Source organism: Polaromonas sp. P1_F8 (assembly GCF_056405635.1).
Window position 1 is genome coordinate 269,276 of record NZ_JBFUBS010000004.1, and the last position, 22,084, is coordinate 291,359.

Sequence of the window (22,084 nt, forward strand, 5' to 3'; positions counted from 1 at the left end):
TTGTCTGTAACAGGTCCCGTTCCGGTGCGGTTGGAGCCGGTGGTTTTGCTATCAATAAGATAGCGAATTGCGCGCGATCATCAAGTGTTGCGGCACTAAAACACCTTGACCTCAAGTTGCCGTCGGGTTCGGGCCAAAAAAATGGCGCTTCTAGACCCGCGTCAGCATGTGCGCCGGTAGCCAGCCGGAGAAGGCAGGCAGCAGCGCATTGATGCGCCGCGCTGCCTCCTCCTGATAGAACTGGCGGGCGACCAGCTGGAAGATCTCTCCCCGCAGCTGCCAAAGGTGCTGTGCGGTGTGCGCCTCGTCAATGCGCCAGTGCATGCGTTCGCACATGGGCCCCTCGCATCGCTGCAGCGCATCGTGGAGCTGATGGCGCAGCTGGTCCAGATCCAGCGTCGATGGCTCCAGCGCACTTTCATGCGGCCGGCTGTGCAGCGACTTCATCCATGCCATGGCAGTCTTCTCATGTGGAGGGCCTTGATGCAGCTGAACCTCAGCGCATGTCAACGCACAAAGCGGCCTTCGAGGCTCACGATGGAGAGGTCCGCGAAGTCCAGGCCCGTGTGGTCGTCGGGGCTGAAGCTCACTTCCAGCCCGCCCAGGTCGAAGCGTTTCATGCCTTCCAGGGCCGCCTGCAGCGTCTCCCGCGTGGGGTTTTTGCCCGCGCGCCGCAGGCCCTCCACCAGCACCTTGGCAGCGGCATAGCCTTCCAGCATGGCCGGCGACAGCGCTATCCCCTTGGCTTTGGCCAGGTCGTTGGCTTCCTGCACCATCGTGTAGGCATAGGAGCGTTCCGCCGGGTAGACCTGCGTGACGATGACGCCGCGTGAATACTCCCCCAGCGCCTTGATGAAGCCCGTCGATGCATTGTTGGACAAGGTGACCACGCGCACGGACGACTTGGTGGCGCGCAGGGCCCGCACCCCATCCGCCACGGCGTTGCTCGAGCCGATCCAGAGCACGGCTTGTGCATCGCTTGCCAGAATGGGTGGAACAAGCTGGTTGTAGTCGGGCTTGCTGCGGTCCGCTTTCAGGATATTGGTGGGCTTCAGCTTCGCCTGCGTAAAGCCCTTGTTGGCCCCCTCCAGCCCGTCACGGCCAAAGGAGTCGTCCGCATGCACCACAGCGATACGCTGGATGCCCAGCGTGTGCAGGTGCTCGATGGCCTTCTCGGCCTCGCGCTGGTAGGTTGCGCGCACATTGAAGACATAGCGGTTGACCGGCTGGTGCAGGATCATCGCGCCCGTGGAGGGGCCGACCAGCGGCATGTGGTTGGCTAACAGTACGGGCAACACGGCTTCGGTGGGGGGCGTGCCGCGCGTCAGGAACAAGGCGACGGCGCCGCGCTCGGCCAGCTTTTGCGCGTTCTCGCCGGCGAGCTTGGGGTCGAACTTGTCGTCCAGTGACACCAGCTCCAGTTGCCGGCCTGCAATCCCGCCCCGGGCGTTCACCGCATCCAGCCACAGGCGCGCGCCTTCGGTGTTTTCCTTGACGCCCGCGGCCACAGGACCCGTGAAACCGGCTGTCTGGCCGATCAAAATCTGTGCGTGTCCCGCGCCGCACAGGACGGCTGCCAGCAGCGCTGTGGCCCATCGACTTACAGTTTTTGTGTCCATTTGTTACCTTTCGTCTTCTTGTCGGCGAACGATACAAATGCACATCTATAAGATCAAATACGATTCAAACCATCTCTTGAGACGAAAAAAATATGGAGCTGAACCCTGTCGTTATGAGCAGATTTGGCCTCTGGCGCGGCTTTCGGAGGGAAGGCCTCATCACAGCCCCTGAAAACACCGATAACCGTGGCCGTGAATGTGCGCCTGGCCAGGCAAAGTGCAGGGTGGATATCTGGCGCGGGAAAATTGTTGCTATTTGTAAATATGCTGCTTGCGCGTAGCCATCAAGGTTGGGTGCGCCATTACACCTATCACCCTTCGAATCGCCTTACCCTGGCCGCAGCATCGCCATCGTGATGCGCGAGACACAGGTCAGTTCGCCCGCGTCATTGGTGAGCTCGATCTGCCACACCTGCGTGCTGCGTCCTATGTGCACGGGTCGCGTGGTGCCGGTGACCCAGCCGCTGGTGACGCCCTTGAGGTGATTGGCATTGATGTCCAGCCCGACAGCGCGGTGCCCTTCGGGTGCCGCATAGGCCGCGCCGCAAGAGCCCAGGGTCTCCGCCAGCACCACCGATACGCCGCCATGCAGCAAGCCATAGGGTTGCACCGTGCGGCGGTCCACCGGCACGCGGGCACGGATGAAGTCGTCACCCACCTCCAGGAATTCGATGCCCAGATGGGTGACCGCACTGTCGGCGTTGTGGTGCGTGAGCAGTTCGACGGAGATGGGCTGTTTCCAGATGCGCATGAAGGTTCTCACAGGGCTGATACCCCCTCACTATAAGGTTGCGGCCTACAGCGCTTGGGCACCTTGTCGCGTAGGCTGCAGCGGTGGCCCGGCTTAAGCTGGCCGTATGAGACACACGGACCACACGCACACGGACTGCACGGACTACATGAACCTGGATTACCGGAACCGGGGCTGCCCGGCTCCATCGGGCCGATGACACGTTCGAACAAATGGCTGGCAGGGCTGCTGGGTGTCGCACTGGCCCTCGGCTTGCTGTGGTTCGCCGCACTCCGGCTGTTGCCGAGTGACGAGGAACTCGCGCAGCGTGCTGCCACCGAGCTTGAGGCGCAATTGGGCGTCAAGGTCCGTGTCGGTGCATTGCACTGGCGTTTGCTGCCTTCGCCGGCGGTGGTGATTGAAGAGGCCAGTACGGAGCAGCCCCAGCCGATCCTGATTAAAAAACTCACCGTCTACCCGGACCTCTTCGCCCTGTGGCAACGCCGCGTGAAAATTGACCGTGCCGACCTGGAAGGCGCCGTGGTGCCCCAGCTGTCGCTGCGCGGATTGGGGAAACAGCGTGAAAAAAAAGACGAGATGGCCGGCGATGAACTGCCGCTGGCGCGCTTTGTGTTTCGCGACGTGACCTGGATCTCGCGCCGCGGCATCTCTGTGGTGTATGACGGCGAGGTTGATTTTGACCCCGGCTGGCGTCCGCGCAAGGCCGCGCTGAGGCGTCCCAATGTCGAGCCTGCCACCCAGCTGAGCCTGGCACGCCAGGGCCAGGAGGACCGCTGGGAGACACGCATACGCGTGGGCGGCGGCACGGCCAATGGGGAAGTCCGGCTCGAGTTTCGCGCCAACGGGCGCATGCATCTCGAAGGCACCCTGCAGCCCCGCGATATCGAAGTTGAAAGCGCATTGGCTGCTTTCAATCGCCGGTCTGTCGTCGCAGGCAAAGCGTCGGGTGAAACCACACTCTCGGCCAATGGCGACACGGTGGCCGAACTGGCGCAATCGCTGCACACCAAGACGCCGTTTACCGTGGGCAAGTCCACGCTGCTGCGCTTTGACCTGGAAAAGGCCGTGCGCACGGCCGGCAAGGAACACGCCGGCCAGACACCGCTGGACACCATCACGGGCCAGCTCGACACGCAGAACACGCCTGAAGGCATGGTGGTGACCTACACCGGCGTGAAGGCCAGCTCCGGTGCGCTCACCGCTTCGGGTGACGCCAAAATTGCCAACCGGCAGATTGCGGGCGAGTTTGCCGTCGACCTGGTGGACGGCATTGTGGGCATCCCGTTGAAAGTCAGCGGCCCGCTCGACGACGTCAAATTTTCCGTATCGGGCGGCGCCGTCGCGGGTGCGGTGGTGGGCACCGCCGTGCTGCCGGGCATTGGCACCGCCATTGGGGCCCGCATTGGCGCCACCCTGGGCAAGATCTTCAGCCCGGGGCCTGAGACGCCGGCACCTTCTGCGCCTGCCTCCGGCCCGCGCCGTGCGGCCAAACCGGCCCAGCCTGCTCAAACGCGCTGAACATGTAAACAGGCTGAACGCGCGGGGCCTGCCACGGCGGATATCCCGGCGTGGGGCACTGTCTTTACAGACCCCGGCACGCCACAAGCGCGTAAAATCGTCGGCGCGTCCTGTTCGCCGTTTGTAAGCCTTTGCTTCGGCATGAGGCCTCTTGCGGCAGCAATCCTGCTTCCCATCGACCAAGGCCCACCGACATGTCCCAGCAGCCATCTGCCGCTCCTGCATCCACTCCGCTCGAACGCGCGCTCGGGCAGAACGAAGCCGTGAAAGACACGGTGGAGCAATCGGCCGCCGAGCTGCTGGTGATCAACACCGTGCTCAAACAGGAGCTCCCGCCGCATGTGCAAGCCGGCGAAGTGGCCCAGGCTCTGCAGAAAACCGACGCCCTCGAAACCCGCATCCAGGAATCCGCTGAAGACCTCGCGCAGGTCAATGAAACCCTGGAACAGGAAATCGGCGAGCGCGCCGACCTGGAACGCGAACTCGCCAGAACCAAGGCGGCCCTTGCCAGGGCTACCGGCCAACCCCAGGCCAAGTAAGTAACCCCCGGCGAAACCGGCTTGGCCGGCGATAAGCCGGGCCATGCCCCGGCAATTTCACAGCTGCCTGCGCTCTGTCATCAATTGGTAAGGGTTTACCCCTAGAATCATTTAACCTTAAATGATTTGCTTTGCCATTTTGGCGCGCTGCTGTGCGCCGGTTGGCGGGCGGTTTTACCCCGCAAGGTCACTCGGCCTTGTCTTTTGGCCTTCACGGCTACCCCACCTTTTGGAGATTTGCGATGCTTCGCCGCCGCTTCCTTTCGTTTGCCCCTCAAATGGCTGCCCTTGCCGCCGCTCCCGCCTTCATTCGCAACGCCTATGCCCAGGAAGGCCTGACCGCCAAGGTCATCACCATCGGCAGCACGGGCGCGACCAGCGGCCCGCTGGCCGGTGTGGGCGCCGAGTTGAAGCAGGGCGTCGATGCCGCCATGGGCGAGATCAACGCCAAGGGCGGCGTGAATGGCCGCACGCTGCGCTTCCAGATGATGGACGATGCCTATGTGCCGCAGCGCAGCGCCGACAACGTCAGGAAGATGATCGACGACGGCAGCATTTTTGCGCTGATGTCCTGCGTCGGCACGCCCAACAACGCCGCCATCATGCCGGTGATTGAAGAGTCCAACCTGCCTTACGTCGGGCCGCGCTCGGGCGCCTCGTCACTGCGCAAGCCCGGCATGCGCAATGTGTTCCACGTGCGCGCCAGTTTCACCGACGAAACCCAGCGCCTGGTGCAGCGGCTTGTGAGCATGGGCATGAAGGACCTTACGGTCGTTTATCTGGACAACGACTACGGCAAGGAAGTGCTGGCCGACGTCAATCGCGCACTCCAGGCGCAGGGCGCGAAGGCCGCGGCGCAGGTGGCGCTCGCCATCGACGGCAAGAACCTCAACGACGTCGTCAGCCAGGTCGTCGCGGGCAAGCCCGGCGCCGTGCTGCTGGGGACCGCCGGGTCGGCCTCCGTCGGCGTGATTGCCGCGCTGAAGAAAGTTTCGCCCATGCTGCCCATCGCGGGCCTGAGTGTCACGCTGTCAGGCGAAGGCATCAAGGCGCTGGGCGCGGCCGGTTCCGGCCTGGCGCTGACCATGGTGTTCCCCGATCCGTATCGCGCCAGGCTCGAGGTGGTGCGTGAGTACCAGGCCGCCATGCGCGCCATCGGCCAGCAGGAATTCTCGCTGGGCAGCCTTGAGAGTTACATCAACACCCACGTGATGGCCGCGGGTCTGGAGCGTGCCGGGCGCGACCTGACGCGCTCCAAGCTGCGCACCGCACTGGCCGGCCTGCAGAAGTTCGACCTCGGCGGTTTCAGTGTCGACTACGCCGCGCCGCCGTTCGCCGGTTCGAAGTTTGTGGACCTCGGCGTGCTCGGCGCCGGTGGACGTTTCCTGGGCTGATGGGCCGTTGAGGGCCGGCCGGCACAGCCTGTTGCCAGCTGCCAGCAAAAAGCCCCGGTTGATTGGTCAACCGGGGCTTTTGCATTAAAAGGGCTCTCAGCCCAAGCAGGACGAGCGCAAGCAGCTATTAAATCAATAGCAAATTAATGATCAAGGCTTGCGGCTTAGCAAGGCGTACAGCAGGATGGCGCCGAAGGTCGCGGTGCCGATACCGCCCAGCGCGAACTGGCCGAACTTCAGCGTGAAGTCACCGGTGCCCAGCACCAGCGTGATGGCGGCAACAATCAAATTGCGGTTGTCTGAAAAGTCCACCTTGTTGTCCACCCAGATCTTGGCGCCGGCCACGGCAATGAGGCCGAACACCACGATGCTCACGCCGCCCATCACCGGCAGCGGAATCGCCTGGATCAGCGCGCCGAACTTGGGGCTGAAGCCCAGCACCACGGCGATCAGCGCCGCCACCACGAAGACGGCGGTGGAATAGATCTTGGTCGCCGCCATCACGCCGATGTTTTCGGCATAGGTCGTTACGCCTGTGCCACCCGCGCTGCCCGAGACGATGGTCGCCACGCCGTCGCCGATGAAGGCGCGGCCCATGTAGACGTCCAGGTTCTTGCCGGTCATGGCCGTCACCGCCTTGATGTGGCCGAGGTTTTCCGCCACCAGGATGATGGCGACGGGCGCAATCAGCAGCATGGCATTGGCGCTGAACACCGGCGCCGTGAAGCCCGGCAGGCCGACCCAGGCGGCATTGGCAATGCCCGACAGGTCCATCGGCTTGCCCAGGCCCAGGCCGTTGGCCAGCACTGCATAAATCACGCTCGCCACGATCAGGCCGACCAGGATCAGCAGCCGCTGCACCATGCCGCGCGTCATCACGGCCACCAGGGCGACGCTCACAAACGTCACCACCTGCATCCATGAATCGAAATTACCGGCCGCCATATTCTTGATGGGAATGCTGGCCAGGTTCAGGCCGATTACCGCCACCACGGCGCCGGTGACCACGGGCGGCATGAAACGTTCTATCCAGCCGGTGCCGATGGACTGCACGATGAAGCCGATCAGCGTATACAAAACGCCGCAGGCAATGATGCCGCCCAGCGCCACGCCCAGGTTGGCGTTCGGCCCCTTGCCGGCATACGCCGTGGCGGCAATCACCACGCCGATGAAGGCAAAACTCGAACCCAGGTAGCTGGGCACCTTGCCGCCGGTGATGACGAAGAAGATCAGTGTGCCGATGCCGCTCATCAGGATGGCGATGTTGGGGTCAAAGCCCATGAGGATGGGTGCGAGCACCGTAGCGCCGAACATCGCGATCACGTGCTGCACGCCCATCACCGCGGTCTGTGGCCACGGCAGGCGCTCGTCGGGGCCTATGACGCCACCCTGCTGCAGTACCGCGCTGTCTTTTTCTGTCCAGTCCAGCATTCCCATCATGTCTCCTTGTTATAAAAGTGAGGCAATGCTAGGGGGAATGCGCGCGCCGCACAAGAGCGGTGCCGTATGGAGATAAACAGGTTCTCAGGCCAGGAACGCGGCCACCTGGCGCAGCACTTCGTCATCCTTGAGGATTTTGCGATGGCCCAGTCCTTCGGTGGCCACCAGGCGCGCGCCGGCGATCGCCTCGCTGTAAGCCACGCCGTCGGCAAAGCGGTTGATGCTGTCTTGCCGGTCATGTACCACAAGCGTGGGCAGGGCGATGCGCGGGCCAACCATCGCCGGCTCGAACTGCGGCATCAAAATGCCTTCGCGCGCCTCGATGCGCCGCTGCATGGCTGCGCGCGTGGATTCGCGCAGGCCGAATACGTGGGCGAACAGCCGCGTGTATTCCAGCGGCGAGGCTGGCGGTGCGAGCAGCACCAGCCGGCCGGCGGCCAGCCCGCGGCTGGCTGCATAAGCGCCGGCGTTCGCAGACATCGAATGCGCCACCACCGCGCGCAGCGTATGGCCCTGCTGCTGCAGCCGTGCGGTCACGTACTCGAGCACGCGCGCAAACTGCGGCAAGTTGGTGACCGAGCCGCCGCTGCGCCCGTGCGCGGGCATCTCAATGATGACCGGCCGCAAGCCTTGCGCACTCAAGACCTCCGCCAGCGCCAGCATCTGCCCGGCGTGTCCGCCCCAGCCATGCACCAGCAGCACCACCGGGCCGGCGGGCGCGATGGGGCGGCTGTACATCGTCACGCTGGCATCTTCAAATGGCCATTGTTCGATGTGCCAGTCGGGGCTCCACTTTCTGCGGCGGCTCACCCACTTGGGCGGCAGCGGTGTGCCGAACAGGCGGTAAGCCGCCCGCACGGCGAGCGCCGGCCAGAGCTGCTGAGAGGCACCCAGCCCCCAGCGGAAAATGCGTGTCAGGGGGCTGGCGTTGTAGAAGGCCGCAGTGGCCTGGAGCGATGTGCGTGTCATGGTCTGCCGTCTCCGCGGTTTTCAGTACCAGATCCAGTCTTCGTTGCTGCGCGGCAGCGTGCGCAGTGAAGCCTGCACCGCTATCACGGCGCGAACGCCAAAATAAATGCCAAAGCCAATGATCAGGATCAACATGATTTCCTCATTTCTCCGCACAGTCGTGCGAAATTAAAACTTGCCAACACATCGAAAATGGCATGGCTGCCCTTTCCGTCCAGTTTGTCTCTTATTTTTTGGTGACTGCCTCGGTCTGGTAGCTCTTGATCAGGCGCTCCCAGGCTGCCTGGGCCCGTTCAGCCGCGCGTGCATCGCGTAGAAAACGGGCATCATGAAACATCCCCATGGCAATGCTGCTGATTTCCATGACCAGCTGTTCCGCATCAGTGTCGGCCTTCAGCTGACCGGCCTCCATGGCCTGCAGCACGGTGCGCCGCAACGAGGCGCGCCAGCGGGTGACCTCGCTGAACAGCAGGTCGCGCAACTCGCCTTCGCGGTCGTCCAGCTCAAAGGCGCCCGCAGTGTAAATACAGCCCGACTTGGCCTCGACATCGCGCGTGCGCACAATCCAGCGCTGCACAATCGTCTCCAGCCGCGGCAAACCCTTGGGCTGCTGCATGGCGGGCACAAACACATCGGCAATAAAGCGGCGGCCGAACTCTTCAATCACCGCTTTCTGCAAAGCCTCGCGTGAACCGATGCGTGAAAACACGCCGCTCTTGGAAATACCGATGCGGTCGGCCACAGCCTGCAAGGTGATGGCCTCCAGACCTTCCGCCGCAGCCAGGTCAATGCCTGCGCCGATGATGGCGGCGCGGGTCATTTCGCTTTTCTGGGTTTTGGCGTCCATGCGGCAAATATTAGCACGATTGTGCGAAAGTGCAATACCCTCCTGATGACCCGGATTCTGTCCTTGCTAACAGGCGGCGACGCAATCGATCTCGATGTCAAAGTGCCCCGGCCATGCCGGCACGCAGATGAAAATCCGGGCCGGTGGATCCTGGGGGAAGTAGCGGGTGTAAATGGCATTGACCGTTGCAAACTTCTCGACCGAGGTGCAATAGATGTTGCATTTCAGCACCTGGTTCAGCGACGAACCCGCTGTTTCCAGGCAGAGCTTCATTTGCTCCAGCACCAGTTCGGTCTGGCGTTCGATGGATGCGTGGATAACTTCACCCGTGGCGGGGTCGAACGGCGGCAAGCCGGCCACATAGACCGTGCCGCCGTGGCGCGTGACGACCGAGGTGGGCGCCTTCCATCGTTCCAGCCAGGTGGAAAGCGGTTCGACGCGAACAATCTCTTTAGCCATGGCGGTGTTCCTGAGAGCAGGTGGAGTGCTTTCGTCGTTGTAACCCGCAACAGCACTCCATTGCTTCGCGGCAGAACGAAGCACGCGTCACCGCCACAAGGCGCGGACGCATTAAACCACTAGCGTCGGCGTTTGCCTGTTGGCGCGGGGCTCTTGGGCATCAGCCCCACAGCCGCCCTGGCCAGGGCGTCGGCCTCGCGGTTGCGATGGCGCGGTATCCACACCAGCCGCGCGGCTGGGAAAGACCGCAGCAAGGCGCGAACCTCATCAAACAGCGAAGCCAGGCGCAAGAACGGTTCCGCGGAGGTCCCCGCCAGCTGTTCAACGACGACGCTGTTGTCGCAGTGAATGACCAGCGCGTCAGCTCCGCGCTGCTTTGCCTCCTGCAGCGCCGCCATCAACGCGCGCAGCTCTGCTTCGTTGTTGCAGCCCCTGCCGTCTGCCAGGGCGGACATCGAGTGGTAGCTCCCATTGGGCGCCGTGAGGACCGCGCCCAGGCCCATGCGGCCGGGGTTGGGTACGGCGCTGCCGTCGCAATGAATAAGCCAGGGCTCGTTGTTCAATAAATGCTTTCAGGCGGGATCGCAACACCCCATGTGCCGCTTACCCCATGACAGGGCTCAGCCAATATAAGCCATGGCCGCCCGCCGTCTCCGGCTGGCCTGCGCGACTTGGTTTATGGTTGCGTTCATGTTCCAGATACGCAAGTACCAAAACTGGCTGCAGGCTACACGCGGCCTGTCATTCGACAACTATGACGCGCTGTGGCGCTGGTCGGTCGCCGACCTCGACGCCTTCTGGCAAAGCATCTGGGACTACTTCGAACTGCAGTCGCCCACCGCGCACACGGCCGTGCTGGGCCGGCGCAGCATGCCGGGAGCCGAGTGGTTTCCCGGTGCGCAGGGCAACTACGCGCAGCAGGTGTTCCGCTACACGGCCGCGGCCGAAACGGCGGGCGTGCCAGCCATCGTCAGCCACGGCGAAGCCAGCCTGGCAAACGGCGAAGCAGCGCGTGAACTGGGTTGGGCCGAGATGCAGCGGCAGTCGGCGTCGCTGGCCTTGCACCTGAAGGCGCAGGGCGTGCAGCCCGGCGACCGCGTGGCCGCCTACTTGCCCAACACGCCCGAGACCATGGTCGCCTTCCTCGCGACGGTCAGCATAGGCGCTGTGTGGAGCGTGTGCGCGCCCGATATGGGCACGCCCGCTGTGCTGGACCGTTTTCGCCAGATTGAGCCCAAGGTGTTGATCGCCTGCAACGGCGTGCGCTACGGCGGAAAGGACATCGACCGCCGCAGCGTGGTGGCCGAGCTGGCCGCCGCGCTGCCCAGCGTCACGCACATGATTCTTCACGAGGTGCTGTCCGGGAATCCAAATGCTATTGATTTAATAGCAGGTTGCGCACGTCTGCAAAGCGCCACAGCACGAAATGATGCAGAAACTACAGCCTTTGAGCCACTCTGGCTGCCGTTTGACCACCCACTGTGGATCGTCTATTCAAGCGGCACCACCGGCCTGCCCAAACCCATCGTCCACGGCCACGGCGGTGTGGCGCTGGTGGGGCTCGCGTTGCTACGCCTGCACAACGACCTGGCGCCCAGCTACGCCGACCCGGCCAATCCCGAGCGCTTTCACTGGTACAGCTCCACTGGCTGGATCATGTGGAACGTGCAGGCCGCCAGCCTGCTCAACGGCACCACTTGCTGCATCTACGACGGCAACCCGGCGGGCGTGAACAAGGACAAGCCCGACTGGACCACGCTGTGGCGCTTTGTCGCCAACACCCGCGCTACCTTCTTCGGAGCGGGCGCGGCCTTCTTTGCCAACTGTATGAAGGCGGGCATTGACCTCGCGCAGTGCGGAGACCTGAGCCGGCTCAGAACTTTAGGCACCACGGGCTCGCCGCTGAGTGAAGATACGCAGCGCTGGGGTACAGCGCAATTCGCAAAGCTACATGATCGGGAAAACCGGACGCGGCTGGCCGCCGGGCCGTCCCAAGGCCCGCCAGCCCCCTCGGGGGGCAGCGTATTACACGAAGTGAAAAGCGTGGGGGCACCAATCTGGTGGTGCAATATTTCCGGTGGGACTGATTTCGCCGGTGCGTTTATAGGCGGCAATCGCGAACTGCCCGTGGTCCCCGGCGAGATGCAATGCCGCATCCTCGGCTGCGCCGTCGAAGCCTGGAACGACAAGGGCGAGTCCGTCGTCGATGAAGTCGGTGAGCTGGTCTGCACGCAGCCGCTGCCGTCCATGCCGCTTTACTTCGTTGGCGACAAGGACAACCAACGCTACCTCGCGAGCTACTTCGACACCTACCCCGGCGTGTGGCGGCATGGCGACTGGCTCAAGGTTACGCCCTCGGGCAGCTGCATCATCTATGGCCGCAGCGATGCCACTATCAATCGCCACGGCCTGCGCATGGGCACCAGCGAGCTCTACAGCGCGATTGAGGCGCTGCCCGAAGTATTGGACTCCATGGTGGTCGACCTCGAATACCTTGGGCGTGAAAGTTATATGCCGCTCTTTGTCGTGCTGCGGCCCGGCCATGTGCTTGACGAAGCGATGAAGATGCGCCTGAACCAGGCCGTCAAGACCGCGCTGTCGCCGCGCTTTGTGCCTAACGACATCTTCGCCGTGCCAGAAATTCCGCGCACGCTCTCGGGCAAGAAGCAGGAATTGCCGATCAAGAAGCTGCTGCTGGGCCAGCCGCTGGAGAAGGTGGTGAACCGCGACGCGATGGCCAACCCCGGTTGCCTGGACTGGTATGTGGACTTCGCGCGCGGACGTGCCGCACCCGATTTGAGGGATTAAGCCCGGAAGCCTTTACACCCGAGCGCGCAACCACTGCGCCAGGTCCGTCATGACCCGCAGGCCGACAGGCGATACGGCAGTGAAATGGATACAGGCATGAATCGCCTCCGGGTAGTGCCGGTGCGCCACCTCCACCCCGGTCGAGGCCACGCGCAGTGCGAGGGCATGGCCTTCGTCACGCAACGGGTCGTGGCCCATGGTGGCCACCCAGATGGCGGGAAGGTTCGCCAGGCCCCCTGAGTCCAGCAAGGCAAAGTCAGGATGCTTGTCCGCACCGGCCTGCTTGCCGAGATAGCTGGCCATAAACCACTGCATCACGCCCATACTGAGAAATTTGCCTTCGTTCTCCGGGTAGGAGGCACTGGGCTGGCTGGGGTGTTGTGCCACCGGATAGATCAGGCCGAGCGCGCGAACGGCTTTTGCGTTCACGCGCCGTGATGCCACCAGTGCCAGCTGTGCGCCGGCGCTGTCGCCGGCCATCGTGATACGGTTTGCGTCGCCGCCCAACGCGGATGCATTTGCCAGCACCCAGCGCAAGGCGGCCTCGACGTCGTCAGGTGCGGCGGGGAAGGGGTGCTCCGGCGCCAGCCGGTAATCCACCGCCACGACCAGCATGCCGGTGTGGTGGCACAGCGTGCGGCAGACCTTGTCATGGGTCTCCAGGTCGCCGATTACAAAACCACCGCCATGCGCATACAGCAGCACAGGCCAGGGGCCGATGGTGTCGGGGCTGTACACGCGCAGGCGCACGGGGCCGCCCGGACCGGGAAAGCTGGTGTCATCCACCTTCCCGATGGCCGGGGCCGGCAACCCCAATGTGTCGGCCAGCTCGCGGTAAACCTGTCGAGCGACGGCAGGGGGCAGGCTTTCCAGCGGCGGGTTGCCTTGTGCAGCGGCCTGGGCCAGAAAGCCGGCTAGCGCGGGGTCCAGGGGAGCCGTCTCGAGCGCGGTGGGAATGGCAGATGTGGTCATTGCAGTCCTTAATGGTTCACAGTTGCAGTACAAGGGCCAGCGCGGAACCGGCTTTGCCGGGCCGCTGGTGGCGCCCCCTTGAGGGGGAGGCGCCGCAGGCGCTTCGGGGGTGTCATCTGATCAATTTGCCGTCACGGGCGCGCATGCCGATCTCGACATGGTCCGAGGCGTGGTGCCGCTCCCGGCCGAACGAGAGCCTGAAGCCGCCCAGGTCCAGTGCTCCAAGGCTTTCAATCGCCTCGCCGAGGCGCAGCCCGTCGGCGCGGGGCCCGGCGCGGCGCAGTGCCTCCGTGCAGACACGCAGATTCAGGTAGGACTCCAGGCCTTCGAAGGTCATAGCCTCGGGGCCGATGAAATCGTCTGCATCGCGCTCGAGCTCGCGCACGATGGGCAGGCGGGCCACCTCGGGATTCGGCACCACGCTGGTGTAGCCCACCAGCCGGTTGCGGAACAGCCGTGTCAGCTGCGTCAGCCCCGCCGTCGACAAAGTGGCGACGGTGGACGGCACGCTGTCATAGGCTGAGGCCGGAAGCCGCCCCAGCGCATCCAGCACCTCGTTGCCCAGGTTGAGGACCAGGGCCTGCGGCGCGGCCTTGGCCACGTCGCGGAATGCCGCTTCGATGGACGCCAGCCGCGCGTCGGCGATGATGCGCGTGACCTGCCGGCCATCGCGTTGCAAGGCTGCCACCAGCGCCTCGGTGCGCGCCGGTTCGGAACCGTCGGCCAGCACCGCCACCCGGGTGACGCCGATGGATGCCAGCTGGCGCACCAGTGCATCGGCCTCTCGCGCATCATCCGGCCGCAGGCTGAAAACATGGCGGACATCGGGAGAACGCAAAGCCGACGCGCCCGACATCGGGCCGACCAGCGGCACGCGAAGTTCGCGCGTGGCCTGGGCAGCCTCAAGGCAGGCTCGTTCACCGAGGCAATTGGCGATCAGCACCGCCTTGTGCTGGCTCACCAGGGTGCGCAGATTGGCCGCCACGCGCCGTGGGTCTCCGCCGTCATCCAGGGTCACCAGTTCAACGCGTCGCCCGGCAATTCCGCCCGACGCATTGACGCGCTCCACATGCGCGCGGGCGCCGGCCAGCACACGGTTGGCGACCGGAAAACCCGCGCCGGTGAGCGGCAGAGACTGGCCGATGACCAGGGCCTCGGGCGCGGCATGGCCTGCCGCGGCCGCGCCCAGCAGCATTGCCGCCGCAAGAAGCCTGCGCGTGCGGCGCGCCAACGTGTCGCTACGTGGGTTCATACCGGTACTCGTGCATTAACCGGCGTGGGCAGGGCCACTGCCGGCCGCAGCAGGAAATACCCGAGCGCGGGCAGCAGGATGAGCGCCCCCACCATGTTCCACACAAACATGAAGGCCAGCAAAATGCCCATGTCGGCCTGGAACTTGATGGGCGAAAAAGCCCAGGTGCCAACGGCTAGCGCCAGCGTGATGCCGGTGAGCAGCACCACGCGGCCGGTGAACTGCAGCGCGTGGTGGTAGGCCTCGGACAGACTGGCACCTTCGCGCATGCGGGCCAGCGTGATGCTGAGCACGTAGAGGGCATAGTCCACGCCAATGCCGACGCCCAGCGCAATCACCGGCAACGTGGCGACCTTCACCCCCATGCCCAGGCCCACCATCAGTGCCTCGCACAAGATCGAGGTCAGCACCAGCGGCAGCACCGCCACCACCACGGCGCGCCAGGAGCGAAAGGTGATCCAGCACAGAATCACCACCGCCGCATACACCCACAGCAGCATCTCGCGCATGGCCTTGCCCACCACGATGTTGGTTGCCGCATCAATGCCAGCGCTGCCCGCGGCCAGCTTGAAGGTGACGTCCTGCGTGTTGTTGACTGCCGCGAAGCGGTCCACATCAGCCACCACGCGTGCCAGGGTTTCAGCCTTGTGGTCTTTCAGGTAGACGTACAACGCGAGGAATGAGCAACTCTGGTTGAAGAGTTCGCGCGGTGCGCGCGTCTGCACGCCGCCCAAAGCGCCTTCGTTGGGGAGCAGCTCAAACCACTTGAAGTTGCCCTCGTTGTAGCCCACCATGGCCAGCTTGGACAGTGCGGCCATCGAGTTGGTGGACTCCACCCCGGGCAATTGCTCAAGCTGCCAGGCCAGGGCGTCCACCTTGGCCAGCGTGCCGTAGGCCGTGCATTTGTCCGCAGGCGTGGTCACCATCACGGTCAGGATGTCGGCACTCGCGGCGTAATGGGAAATCTGGTAGGCGTTGTCCTGGTTGTAGCGAGAGCTGGGCCGCAGTTCGGAGGCGCCGGGGTCGAGGTCGCCGATTTTCAAATGCAGGCTGATGGCATAGCCGCCTGCGGCCATGAGCGCCGCAACGACCACTGCTGCTGTGGCCCAGCGCTTTTGTGTGAAGTGGTCCAGCAAGGCCCACAGCCATGAACGTTGCGCCCCTTGCGATGCTTCCTGGCGCAGGCTGCGCGCCGCCGCCGCGGGTGCCACGCCCACGTAAGACAACAGGATGGGCAGCAGCACGAGGTTGGTGAAGATCAGAACCGCCACACCGATGCTGGCAATCAGGGCCAGGTCCTGGATGACCTTGATCTGGATGATGACCAGCACCGCGAAGCCCACAGCATCGCAGAGCAGAGCGGTCAGGCCCGCGACGAAGAGGCGCCGGAAGGTATAGCGGGCCGCCACCACCCGGTTTGTGCCGCGGCCGATGTCCTGCATGATGCCGTTCATCTTCTGCGCGCCGTGACTCATGCCGATGGCAAACACCAGGAAGGGCACCAGAACCGAATAAGGGTCGAGCTCGTAACCCAGCAGTGCCAGCAGACCAAACTGCCAGACCACCGCCACCAGCGAGCACGCCACCACCAGCGCGGTGCTGCGGGCGCAGCGGGTGTAGGCAAACAGCACCGCGCTGGTGATGGCGAGAGCCAGCAGGAAGAACAGCAGCACCTGGTGCAGGCCCTCGATCAGGTCGCCGGCCACTTTGGCGAAACCGGTCACGCGGATCTGCAGTGCATCGCTGCCATGCTTGGCGCGCAGGACTTCGATCTGGCGCGACAGGTCGCCATAGTCCAGCGCCTTGCCGGTTTCGGGGTTGCGGTCCAGCAAGGGAACAAACACGATGCTGGACTTGAAGTCGCCCGCTACCAGCTGGCCGATTTCGCCCGAGCGCTCGACGTTGGCACGCAGCCCGGCCAGGCTGGCGGGTGAGCCATCGTAGGCATCGGGGATCACCGGCCCGCCGTCCAGGCCTTCTTCGGTCACGGCCACCCAACGGGTGTTGGATGTCCACAGCGACTTCATGAAAGGCCGGTCTACGCCGGGCAGCAAAAAGATTTCGTCGTTGATCTTCTGCAGCGCATCGAGGTAGGTCTTGTCGAAGATCGTGCCCTGCCGGGCCTCCACCACCAGCCGCAACGCATTGGCCTGGCCGCCCAGGTCGGCTTTGTGGGTCAGGTAGTTGACGATGTAGGGATGGCCCGTCGGTATGGTTTTTTCAAAACTGGCGTTGAGCTGTAGCTTGGTGGCCCGCCAGCCCAGTACCAGGGTCAGCAGCAGGCACACCGCCATGACCCAGGGCCTGTGATTGAAAAAAGCGCGCTCAAGCAGCGTGCCCGAACGCGTGTCGAAATCTTCAAGCCGGGCGACGACGGGCTGGGTATCTGAAGGGGAAGCGGGGGAGGAATCGGCGTGCATAAAGTTTCGCCGTTGGCGGCGCGTGTCTCTTTGTTGTTTTCAATTAGCCGGCAGCGCGGGCAAGCGCCGCATGCCGCGCAGGCTTGCCAGCACCAGGCTGCCGTCGGCCGCCAGGGCAACGCCGGAAACGGGAACCGGTTCACGTGCCGGGATGCGCCGCAGGCTGGGCCCGCCTGCGGTGCCCATCAGGGCATCACCCGCCTGGCTCATCAGCACAAAACCGCCATCGGGCAAAGCCATGCCGGCCCCCACCGCCATGGGCACGCCGGTGTCGAGCTTGTCCCAGTGCGCGCCTTCGTCTGTCGAGCGGTAGGCCGAGCCGCGCAGGCCATAGGCCACCAGCGCGCCGCCACGGGTTCGCAGCAAACCGAAAAAACTGCCCTTGTACGGCGACGCCAGTGCGTTGAAACTGGCGCCCCCATCGGTGGAGCGCAGCAGCAAGCCCTGCTCACCGGCGACCACCAGCGTGCGGCCGTGGGCGCGCACGCCATACAGGTGCAGGGCTTTTGGGTTGGGTAGCCGCGGCCCCCAGGCGGTCCAGGTCTTGCCGCCGTCTTCGGTGGCAAACATCAGGTTGTAAGCGCCGACGGCAAAGCCGCGCCGGGCATCCACAAACTCCAGGTCAAAAAATGGTTTGTCCGCACCTTCTTCCACCAGGTGCTCTGCCTGCGCCATGGCCTGGGTGTCGCCGCTGCGCTGCGCAGCCTGCTTCACCAGCTCGGCCGCCTGGATGCCATCGAGCTGCTTTTCCCAGGTGGCACCGGCGTCAACGCTGCGCAAGATGACGCCCAGATGTCCTGCCGCCCAGCCGTTGCGTTCGTCAGCGAAACACACGGCCGTCAGGGTGGCTTGCACAGGCACCTGCGCCTGTCGCCAGGTGGCGCCATGGTCATCCGACAGCAACACCGTGCCGCGCTCTCCCACCGCCACGAGCCGGGTGCCGGCCCGTGTCACGGCCAATGTGGCCGCGCCTGACGCCTTGGGCGTGACCAGCGCCGGCTGTGACAACACGGCGGGCCCGTTGGCAGCCCACGCGGGGAGTGCAGCGGAGGCCACCCAGCCGAGCAGCCCCATCAGGGCTGCCCGCCGCGCAGCGCGAGGCTGGGCACTTCCGGTCATCAGCGAGCGCCTTCGCTGGCGAGCGATTCAGCGCTGAAGAAGGAGCGCGGAATCGGCGGCTGCACTTCGTACTGCTTGGGCAGCTCGTTGGAAGCCATGTTCAGGTAATAGGCGCCGGTCTGCATGTCATAGCCGCCCCACAGCACGACGTTGCTCACGGCCGGAATGTCCGGTGCCGTCAGCATCAGTGCGTAGTTGGTGCGCCAGAGCTGGCCTTTGGCGTCCCAGCCGTCGAACAGCGCGATCTGCCAGGAGTCTTCGTCGATGTAGTACTTGCGCTTGGGCACCACGTGGCGCTTGCCGGCAGCCAGTGTGGCTTCCACTTCCCATACCCGGTGCAGCTCCCAGCGTACCTGCGCAGGGTTCAGCGTGTTGGGCGTCACCAGGTCTTCGATCTTGGCGGAAGCTGCGCGGTTGTTGTTGTAGGGAATGTAGATTTCTTTCTTGCCAATCAGCTTGAGTTCGTGCTTGTCGATGGGGCCGAACAGCGTGAACGCTTCATCGAACAAACCGATGCCCGAGGTCACCGAGTCGGGCGTGTCATAGGCCACGGAAGGCGCTTTGCGCACGCGGCGCTGGCCCACCAGGTACTGCCACAGGCCGCGCGGCGCGGCATCCGAAACACCGTCGAGCGCGAGAATGGCTTCGCCCGCCTTGGAGCCCGGCGCGTTGACCACCAGCTTGCCGTACTGGTAATAGCCGTCGAACTTCTCGGCGGTGCCGTCCTTGTCGTAGAAGGCCTGGCGTATGGTTTGCGTGCCGCCGGAGGCCATGGTGCGCTTGCCGTCGGACGTTACCACCCACACGCGCATCGGCATGGAAAAGTTGCCGCCGCGCCAGGCTGTGCGCTGGTTCCACATGGCTTCATAGCCGTCTTTGGGAATCGGAAACGGCGTGCCGCCAAAAGCGCCTTCCATGCCGTAGCCACCTTCAATGGTCTTGGCCCGGGTGGCGTTCCTGAAGGTGTTGTCGTACACCGACTGCGGCGCCGCCGCGGTGCGGTGCGTGGGGTACACGTCGACGCGGAAGTCGGGGTACTTCTTCATCAGGGCCTGCACGCCGTCGGTCAGCTTGTCGACGTGCTGCGCCATGTTTTTGGCGTTGATCGACAGGATGGGTTTTTCGTTGGGGTAGAGGTCGGGCCGCGCGTCGCCGTTCTTGTAGCCCGGGGTGGCCTTGGCGAGGCCCCCTTCCCACGGCGGAATGGTGCCTTCCTTGTTGCCGGCTTTCTCGGCGCCCATGGGCGTCAGCGAGGATTTGAGTTTGGCGGCCTCTTCGGCGGTGACAGCGGCCTGGGCGGACATGGCGCCGGCCAGCAGGGCGGCCACGAGCAATGAAAGTTTTGCGGTCTGCATCATGATGGTTGTCTCTGTAATGTTTTTCAGAAAGTGCGGGAAGCGGTGAAGGAAACGTAGTTGCGGTCTTTCAGTGTTTGCCCATAAGACAGCATGCGGGTGGGGGTTCTGGGGTCCGTGACGGTCAGGGTGTTTTCCTTGCCGAAGAAGGCGGTGTAGTTCAGGGCGAAGTTCCAGACGTTCTGGTATTTGCCCTTGATGCCTATGCTCACGTCGCCCGCTTGGCTGGCCCCGCCGGCAAAGTTGATAACGGCTGCGGAACGGCCGCCGAAGTTGTAGCCCAGGCCCAGCGGGATGGACAGGTCCAGGCCCGGCAGCACCTGGAAGTACTGCGGCTCAAAGATCATGCGGAACGCCGCGGCGTTCCGCGTTGCGTTCGGGTCCAGCCCGCCGAAGCCAACGGCGCTGGGGTTTTTTGTCACGCTCATGAGCCGGTTCCAGGCCAGTTCGGCCACCAGGGCGCCGCCGTCCCACAGGCTGGACTTGTTGAGCACGTAAATGCCCGACAGATTCAGGTGCGCCGTCTTGCCGGTTGCATAGCACGGGTTGGAGGGCGAGCCGTCGCAGTTGACTGGTGGCATGAAGGGTGCGCCGCCCAGCACGGCGGGATCGCTGGCCAATGGCGCGTCGGTGCGCACCGAGCCCTCGAGTGCCCAGTTAAGCTGTCCTATCGATGACGTGACGCTGGCACCAAAAGTCTTGATGCCCTTGGCATAGACGTTGTGCACATTGCTGTTGATCAGGTCAAACACCGGAACGGCCGGGGTCTTGTCGTTGTAGCGTGCCGCGTACACGCCGAACTCATAGTTGCCGCCGGCCGGCGCCCAACGCAACTGGGCGCCGAACTGGCCGCTGTCGCCCGGCTTCTGGTCGCGGCTGGTGTCGGTGGGCAGCACCGGCCCGCCGAGATAGACACGGCCGCCGCCTATGTAGTCCTGGTTGGAAAAATAGCTGCCGACCCCGGGAATCTTGCTGGGCCGCCACTTGAGCTGGTAGTAGCCGCCCAGCGTCACGCCCTCGGCTACCTGCAGCGTTCCGGAAATCTGCTCCACCGGCAGCAGCACTTCCTTGAACTGCCAGTTCGGCACCGAGACGATTTTGGCGATGTCCACCGGGCCCTGCGCGTTGGCAATGCCGTTCTGGCCGAAGAACACGCTCTCGCCGTACTGCAGCGCGTGTTTGCCGACGCGTATCGAGGCCGGCATGCTGCCTATCGATCCTTTACCCCAGACGAAGGCGTCGAGGAATTCGTCTCCGCGGCCGTGCTGGTCCCGTGTTGCCGGGACGAACTGGTTGGCGGCCTGGCCGGCGAAGTTGCTGACGCCGGCCGTGCCGTCATTGGCATTGGCGCGCAGGTACTGCGAGTCGTACCAGGCGGAGTGGCTGATGCGCAGGCCCCAGTTGCTGCGGCTGTAGTCAAATTCGGTCAACAGGTCGGCGCGGTTGGAGATCAGGCCCTTCTTGAAGTTGAGGTCGCCGTCATTCTCGTTGGTCACACCGCCATCGCCGCGGGCGGCCGGCGAGGTGAGAAGCGCGGACGGGTCTTTCAGCCGCCAGGCCAGGCTGTACTTGGGTGTGAAGTCCAGCCGGATTTTGGTGTCGGGGTCGCCGTTGTCCAATTCCAGGGCGTGGGCCGGCAGTGCGCAAGTCAGGCCGCAGGCCAAGGCCAGCGCGGCTGGCCTGAAGGGGGTGAATACCTTGTTCATCGAATGTCTCCTCGTTATGTGTAGTTGTTGCGTGAATGGGGGATGGGTGCCCTCGCACCCGCGGCGTGTCAGCGTTAGATGTAGTTAGATATAGGTGGAGGCCAGGCCGCCATCGACGGGAATGTTGGTGCCGCTGACCCAGCGCGCGGCGTCGCTGCACAGCCAGGCGATGACGGGTGCGATTTCGTCGGCAAAGCCGGGGCGCAGCATGCGATGCGCATCGGCCTGGACGCGCTCCTGGCCCAGCATCGCGACGAAGTCACCCAGGATGGGCGTGAACACCGGGCCGGGCGCCACGCAGTTCATGCGCACGCCTTTGCCCAGGAACCACTCCTGCGACTGCACGGCGTTCCAGACGATCAGGGCTTCCTTGAAATACTGGTAGCAGGTCGCCTGCGGCACCGGGTGGCCGCGCAACCATGCGGCGCCGGCTTCAAATCCTTTGGCTGCCGCCAGCTCCTTGTGCAGGGCCAACCGCTGCGGCCATTCGGCGCCCAATATGGACGCTACGTTGACGATGCTGCCGCCGCGTGGCATGCGCGCCAGCACCTTTTCCGTCAGGTGTCGCAGGCCCAGGTAGTTCACGCGGGCCACCAGCTCACCGTCGGCCGTGCCGGGTACGCCGGCAATGTTGCACAGGGCATCGACCTGCGGCGGCAACTGGGCCACTGCGGCATCGATGGCCGTGGCGGTGCCGAGGTCGGCCTTGATGAAGCCGTCCAGCGTGAGGCTGGGATCGTTGCGGTCCATGCCGATGACCGTGGCGCCCTGGAAGCGCGCCAGCCTGGCCACCTCGGCGCCGATGCCGGACGAGGTGCCGGTGATGACAATGGTTTTGCCTTGCAGGCTCATAAAGCCTCCCGGGTATGCGGATTCATGAAGGTCTCCTTCAGGTGGTGAGTCAAAAAAGTCGGAA

General features: G+C 64.3%; 19 protein-coding genes. 4 read left to right on the forward strand and 15 right to left on the reverse strand.

Annotation, left to right across the window (positions count from 1 at the left end):
* Window positions 1–150: 150 nt before the first annotated feature.
* The 3 genes from AC1D1J_RS16190 to AC1D1J_RS16200 form a co-directional block, all read right to left on the reverse strand.
* Window positions 151–456, reverse strand: a complete 306-nt coding sequence (locus AC1D1J_RS16190; protein WP_477695232.1) for a hypothetical protein — start codon at window positions 454–456, stop codon at window positions 151–153.
* Between the two features lie 50 nt (window positions 457–506).
* Window positions 507–1,619 carry an ABC transporter substrate-binding protein gene (locus tag AC1D1J_RS16195; RefSeq protein ID WP_477687652.1) on the reverse strand — a complete coding sequence of 371 codons (1,113 nt, stop codon included), beginning with the start codon at window positions 1,617–1,619 and terminating at the stop codon, window positions 507–509.
* A gap of 328 nt (window positions 1,620–1,947) precedes the next feature.
* Entirely contained in the window at window positions 1,948–2,370 is a 423-nt protein-coding gene (locus AC1D1J_RS16200; RefSeq protein WP_477667014.1) for a hotdog fold thioesterase, read from the reverse strand.
* Between the two features lie 195 nt (window positions 2,371–2,565).
* Here AC1D1J_RS16200 and AC1D1J_RS16205 point away from each other — a divergent pair, with 195 nt between their 5' ends.
* The 3 genes from AC1D1J_RS16205 (at window position 2,566) to AC1D1J_RS16215 (ending at window position 5,821) form a co-directional block, all read left to right on the forward strand.
* Entirely contained in the window at window positions 2,566–3,888 is a 1,323-nt protein-coding gene (locus AC1D1J_RS16205; protein ID WP_477695233.1) for an AsmA family protein, read from the forward strand.
* A 194-nt stretch (window positions 3,889–4,082) separates the two neighbouring features.
* Complete coding sequence (locus AC1D1J_RS16210) at window positions 4,083–4,427, forward strand: hypothetical protein (RefSeq protein WP_477687654.1); 345 nt, start codon at window positions 4,083–4,085, stop codon at window positions 4,425–4,427.
* A 242-nt stretch (window positions 4,428–4,669) separates the two neighbouring features.
* Window positions 4,670–5,821 carry an ABC transporter substrate-binding protein gene (locus AC1D1J_RS16215; RefSeq protein ID WP_477695234.1) on the forward strand — a complete coding sequence of 384 codons (1,152 nt, stop codon included), beginning with the start codon at window positions 4,670–4,672 and terminating at the stop codon, window positions 5,819–5,821.
* A 150-nt stretch (window positions 5,822–5,971) separates the two neighbouring features.
* Here AC1D1J_RS16215 and AC1D1J_RS16220 read toward each other — a convergent pair whose 3' ends face one another.
* The 5 genes from AC1D1J_RS16220 to AC1D1J_RS16240 all read right to left on the reverse strand — a co-directional run bounded on the left by AC1D1J_RS16220 (window position 5,972) and on the right by AC1D1J_RS16240 (window position 10,099).
* Window positions 5,972–7,258 (reverse strand): solute carrier family 23 protein, encoded by a 1,287-nt coding sequence (locus AC1D1J_RS16220; protein ID WP_477695235.1) that lies wholly within the window; start codon window positions 7,256–7,258, stop codon window positions 5,972–5,974.
* 87 nt (window positions 7,259–7,345) lie between these two features.
* Window positions 7,346–8,230: an alpha/beta hydrolase gene (locus tag AC1D1J_RS16225; protein WP_477695236.1), complete on the reverse strand. Its 885-nt coding sequence runs from the start codon at window positions 8,228–8,230 to the stop codon at window positions 7,346–7,348.
* A gap of 226 nt (window positions 8,231–8,456) precedes the next feature.
* Entirely contained in the window at window positions 8,457–9,077 is a 621-nt protein-coding gene (locus AC1D1J_RS16230; protein ID WP_477687658.1) for a TetR/AcrR family transcriptional regulator, read from the reverse strand.
* A 66-nt stretch (window positions 9,078–9,143) separates the two neighbouring features.
* The gene (locus AC1D1J_RS16235) at window positions 9,144–9,536 is read right to left on the reverse strand and encodes a RidA family protein (protein WP_477695237.1); all 393 of its coding nucleotides are present in this window, start codon (window positions 9,534–9,536) and stop codon (window positions 9,144–9,146) included.
* Between the two features lie 119 nt (window positions 9,537–9,655).
* Window positions 9,656–10,099 (reverse strand): ribonuclease HI family protein, encoded by a 444-nt coding sequence (locus AC1D1J_RS16240; RefSeq protein WP_477695238.1) that lies wholly within the window; start codon window positions 10,097–10,099, stop codon window positions 9,656–9,658.
* A gap of 73 nt (window positions 10,100–10,172) precedes the next feature.
* Here AC1D1J_RS16240 and AC1D1J_RS16245 point away from each other — a divergent pair, with 73 nt between their 5' ends.
* A complete protein-coding gene (locus AC1D1J_RS16245) occupies window positions 10,173–12,344 on the forward strand; it encodes an acetoacetate--CoA ligase (RefSeq protein WP_477695239.1) in 2,172 nt (723 codons plus the stop codon).
* Between the two features lie 12 nt (window positions 12,345–12,356).
* Here AC1D1J_RS16245 and AC1D1J_RS16250 read toward each other — a convergent pair whose 3' ends face one another.
* The 7 genes from AC1D1J_RS16250 to AC1D1J_RS16280 all read right to left on the reverse strand — a co-directional run bounded on the left by AC1D1J_RS16250 (window position 12,357) and on the right by AC1D1J_RS16280 (window position 22,020).
* Entirely contained in the window at window positions 12,357–13,316 is a 960-nt protein-coding gene (locus AC1D1J_RS16250) for an alpha/beta hydrolase (protein WP_477695240.1), read from the reverse strand.
* A 112-nt stretch (window positions 13,317–13,428) separates the two neighbouring features.
* The gene (locus tag AC1D1J_RS16255) at window positions 13,429–14,568 is read right to left on the reverse strand and encodes an ABC transporter substrate-binding protein (RefSeq protein WP_477695241.1); all 1,140 of its coding nucleotides are present in this window, start codon (window positions 14,566–14,568) and stop codon (window positions 13,429–13,431) included.
* Window positions 14,565–16,988, reverse strand: coding sequence for an efflux RND transporter permease subunit (locus AC1D1J_RS16260; RefSeq protein ID WP_477695242.1), 2,424 nt, complete (start codon window positions 16,986–16,988; stop codon window positions 14,565–14,567). The genes AC1D1J_RS16255 and AC1D1J_RS16260 overlap by 4 nt, the downstream gene beginning before the upstream one ends.
* 39 nt (window positions 16,989–17,027) lie before the next feature.
* Entirely contained in the window at window positions 17,028–18,107 is a 1,080-nt protein-coding gene (locus AC1D1J_RS16265; RefSeq protein ID WP_477695243.1) for a WD40/YVTN/BNR-like repeat-containing protein, read from the reverse strand.
* Window positions 18,107–19,465: a DUF1329 domain-containing protein gene (locus tag AC1D1J_RS16270; protein ID WP_477695244.1), complete on the reverse strand. Its 1,359-nt coding sequence runs from the start codon at window positions 19,463–19,465 to the stop codon at window positions 18,107–18,109. Before AC1D1J_RS16270 ends, AC1D1J_RS16265 begins: the two co-directional genes overlap by 1 nt.
* Window positions 19,466–19,488: 23 nt before the next feature.
* Complete coding sequence (locus AC1D1J_RS16275; RefSeq protein WP_477695245.1) at window positions 19,489–21,168, reverse strand: DUF1302 domain-containing protein; 1,680 nt, start codon at window positions 21,166–21,168, stop codon at window positions 19,489–19,491.
* An 84-nt stretch (window positions 21,169–21,252) separates the two neighbouring features.
* Window positions 21,253–22,020, reverse strand: a complete 768-nt coding sequence (locus tag AC1D1J_RS16280; RefSeq protein WP_477695246.1) for a coniferyl-alcohol dehydrogenase — start codon at window positions 22,018–22,020, stop codon at window positions 21,253–21,255.
* Between the last annotated feature and the right edge of the window lie 64 nt (window positions 22,021–22,084).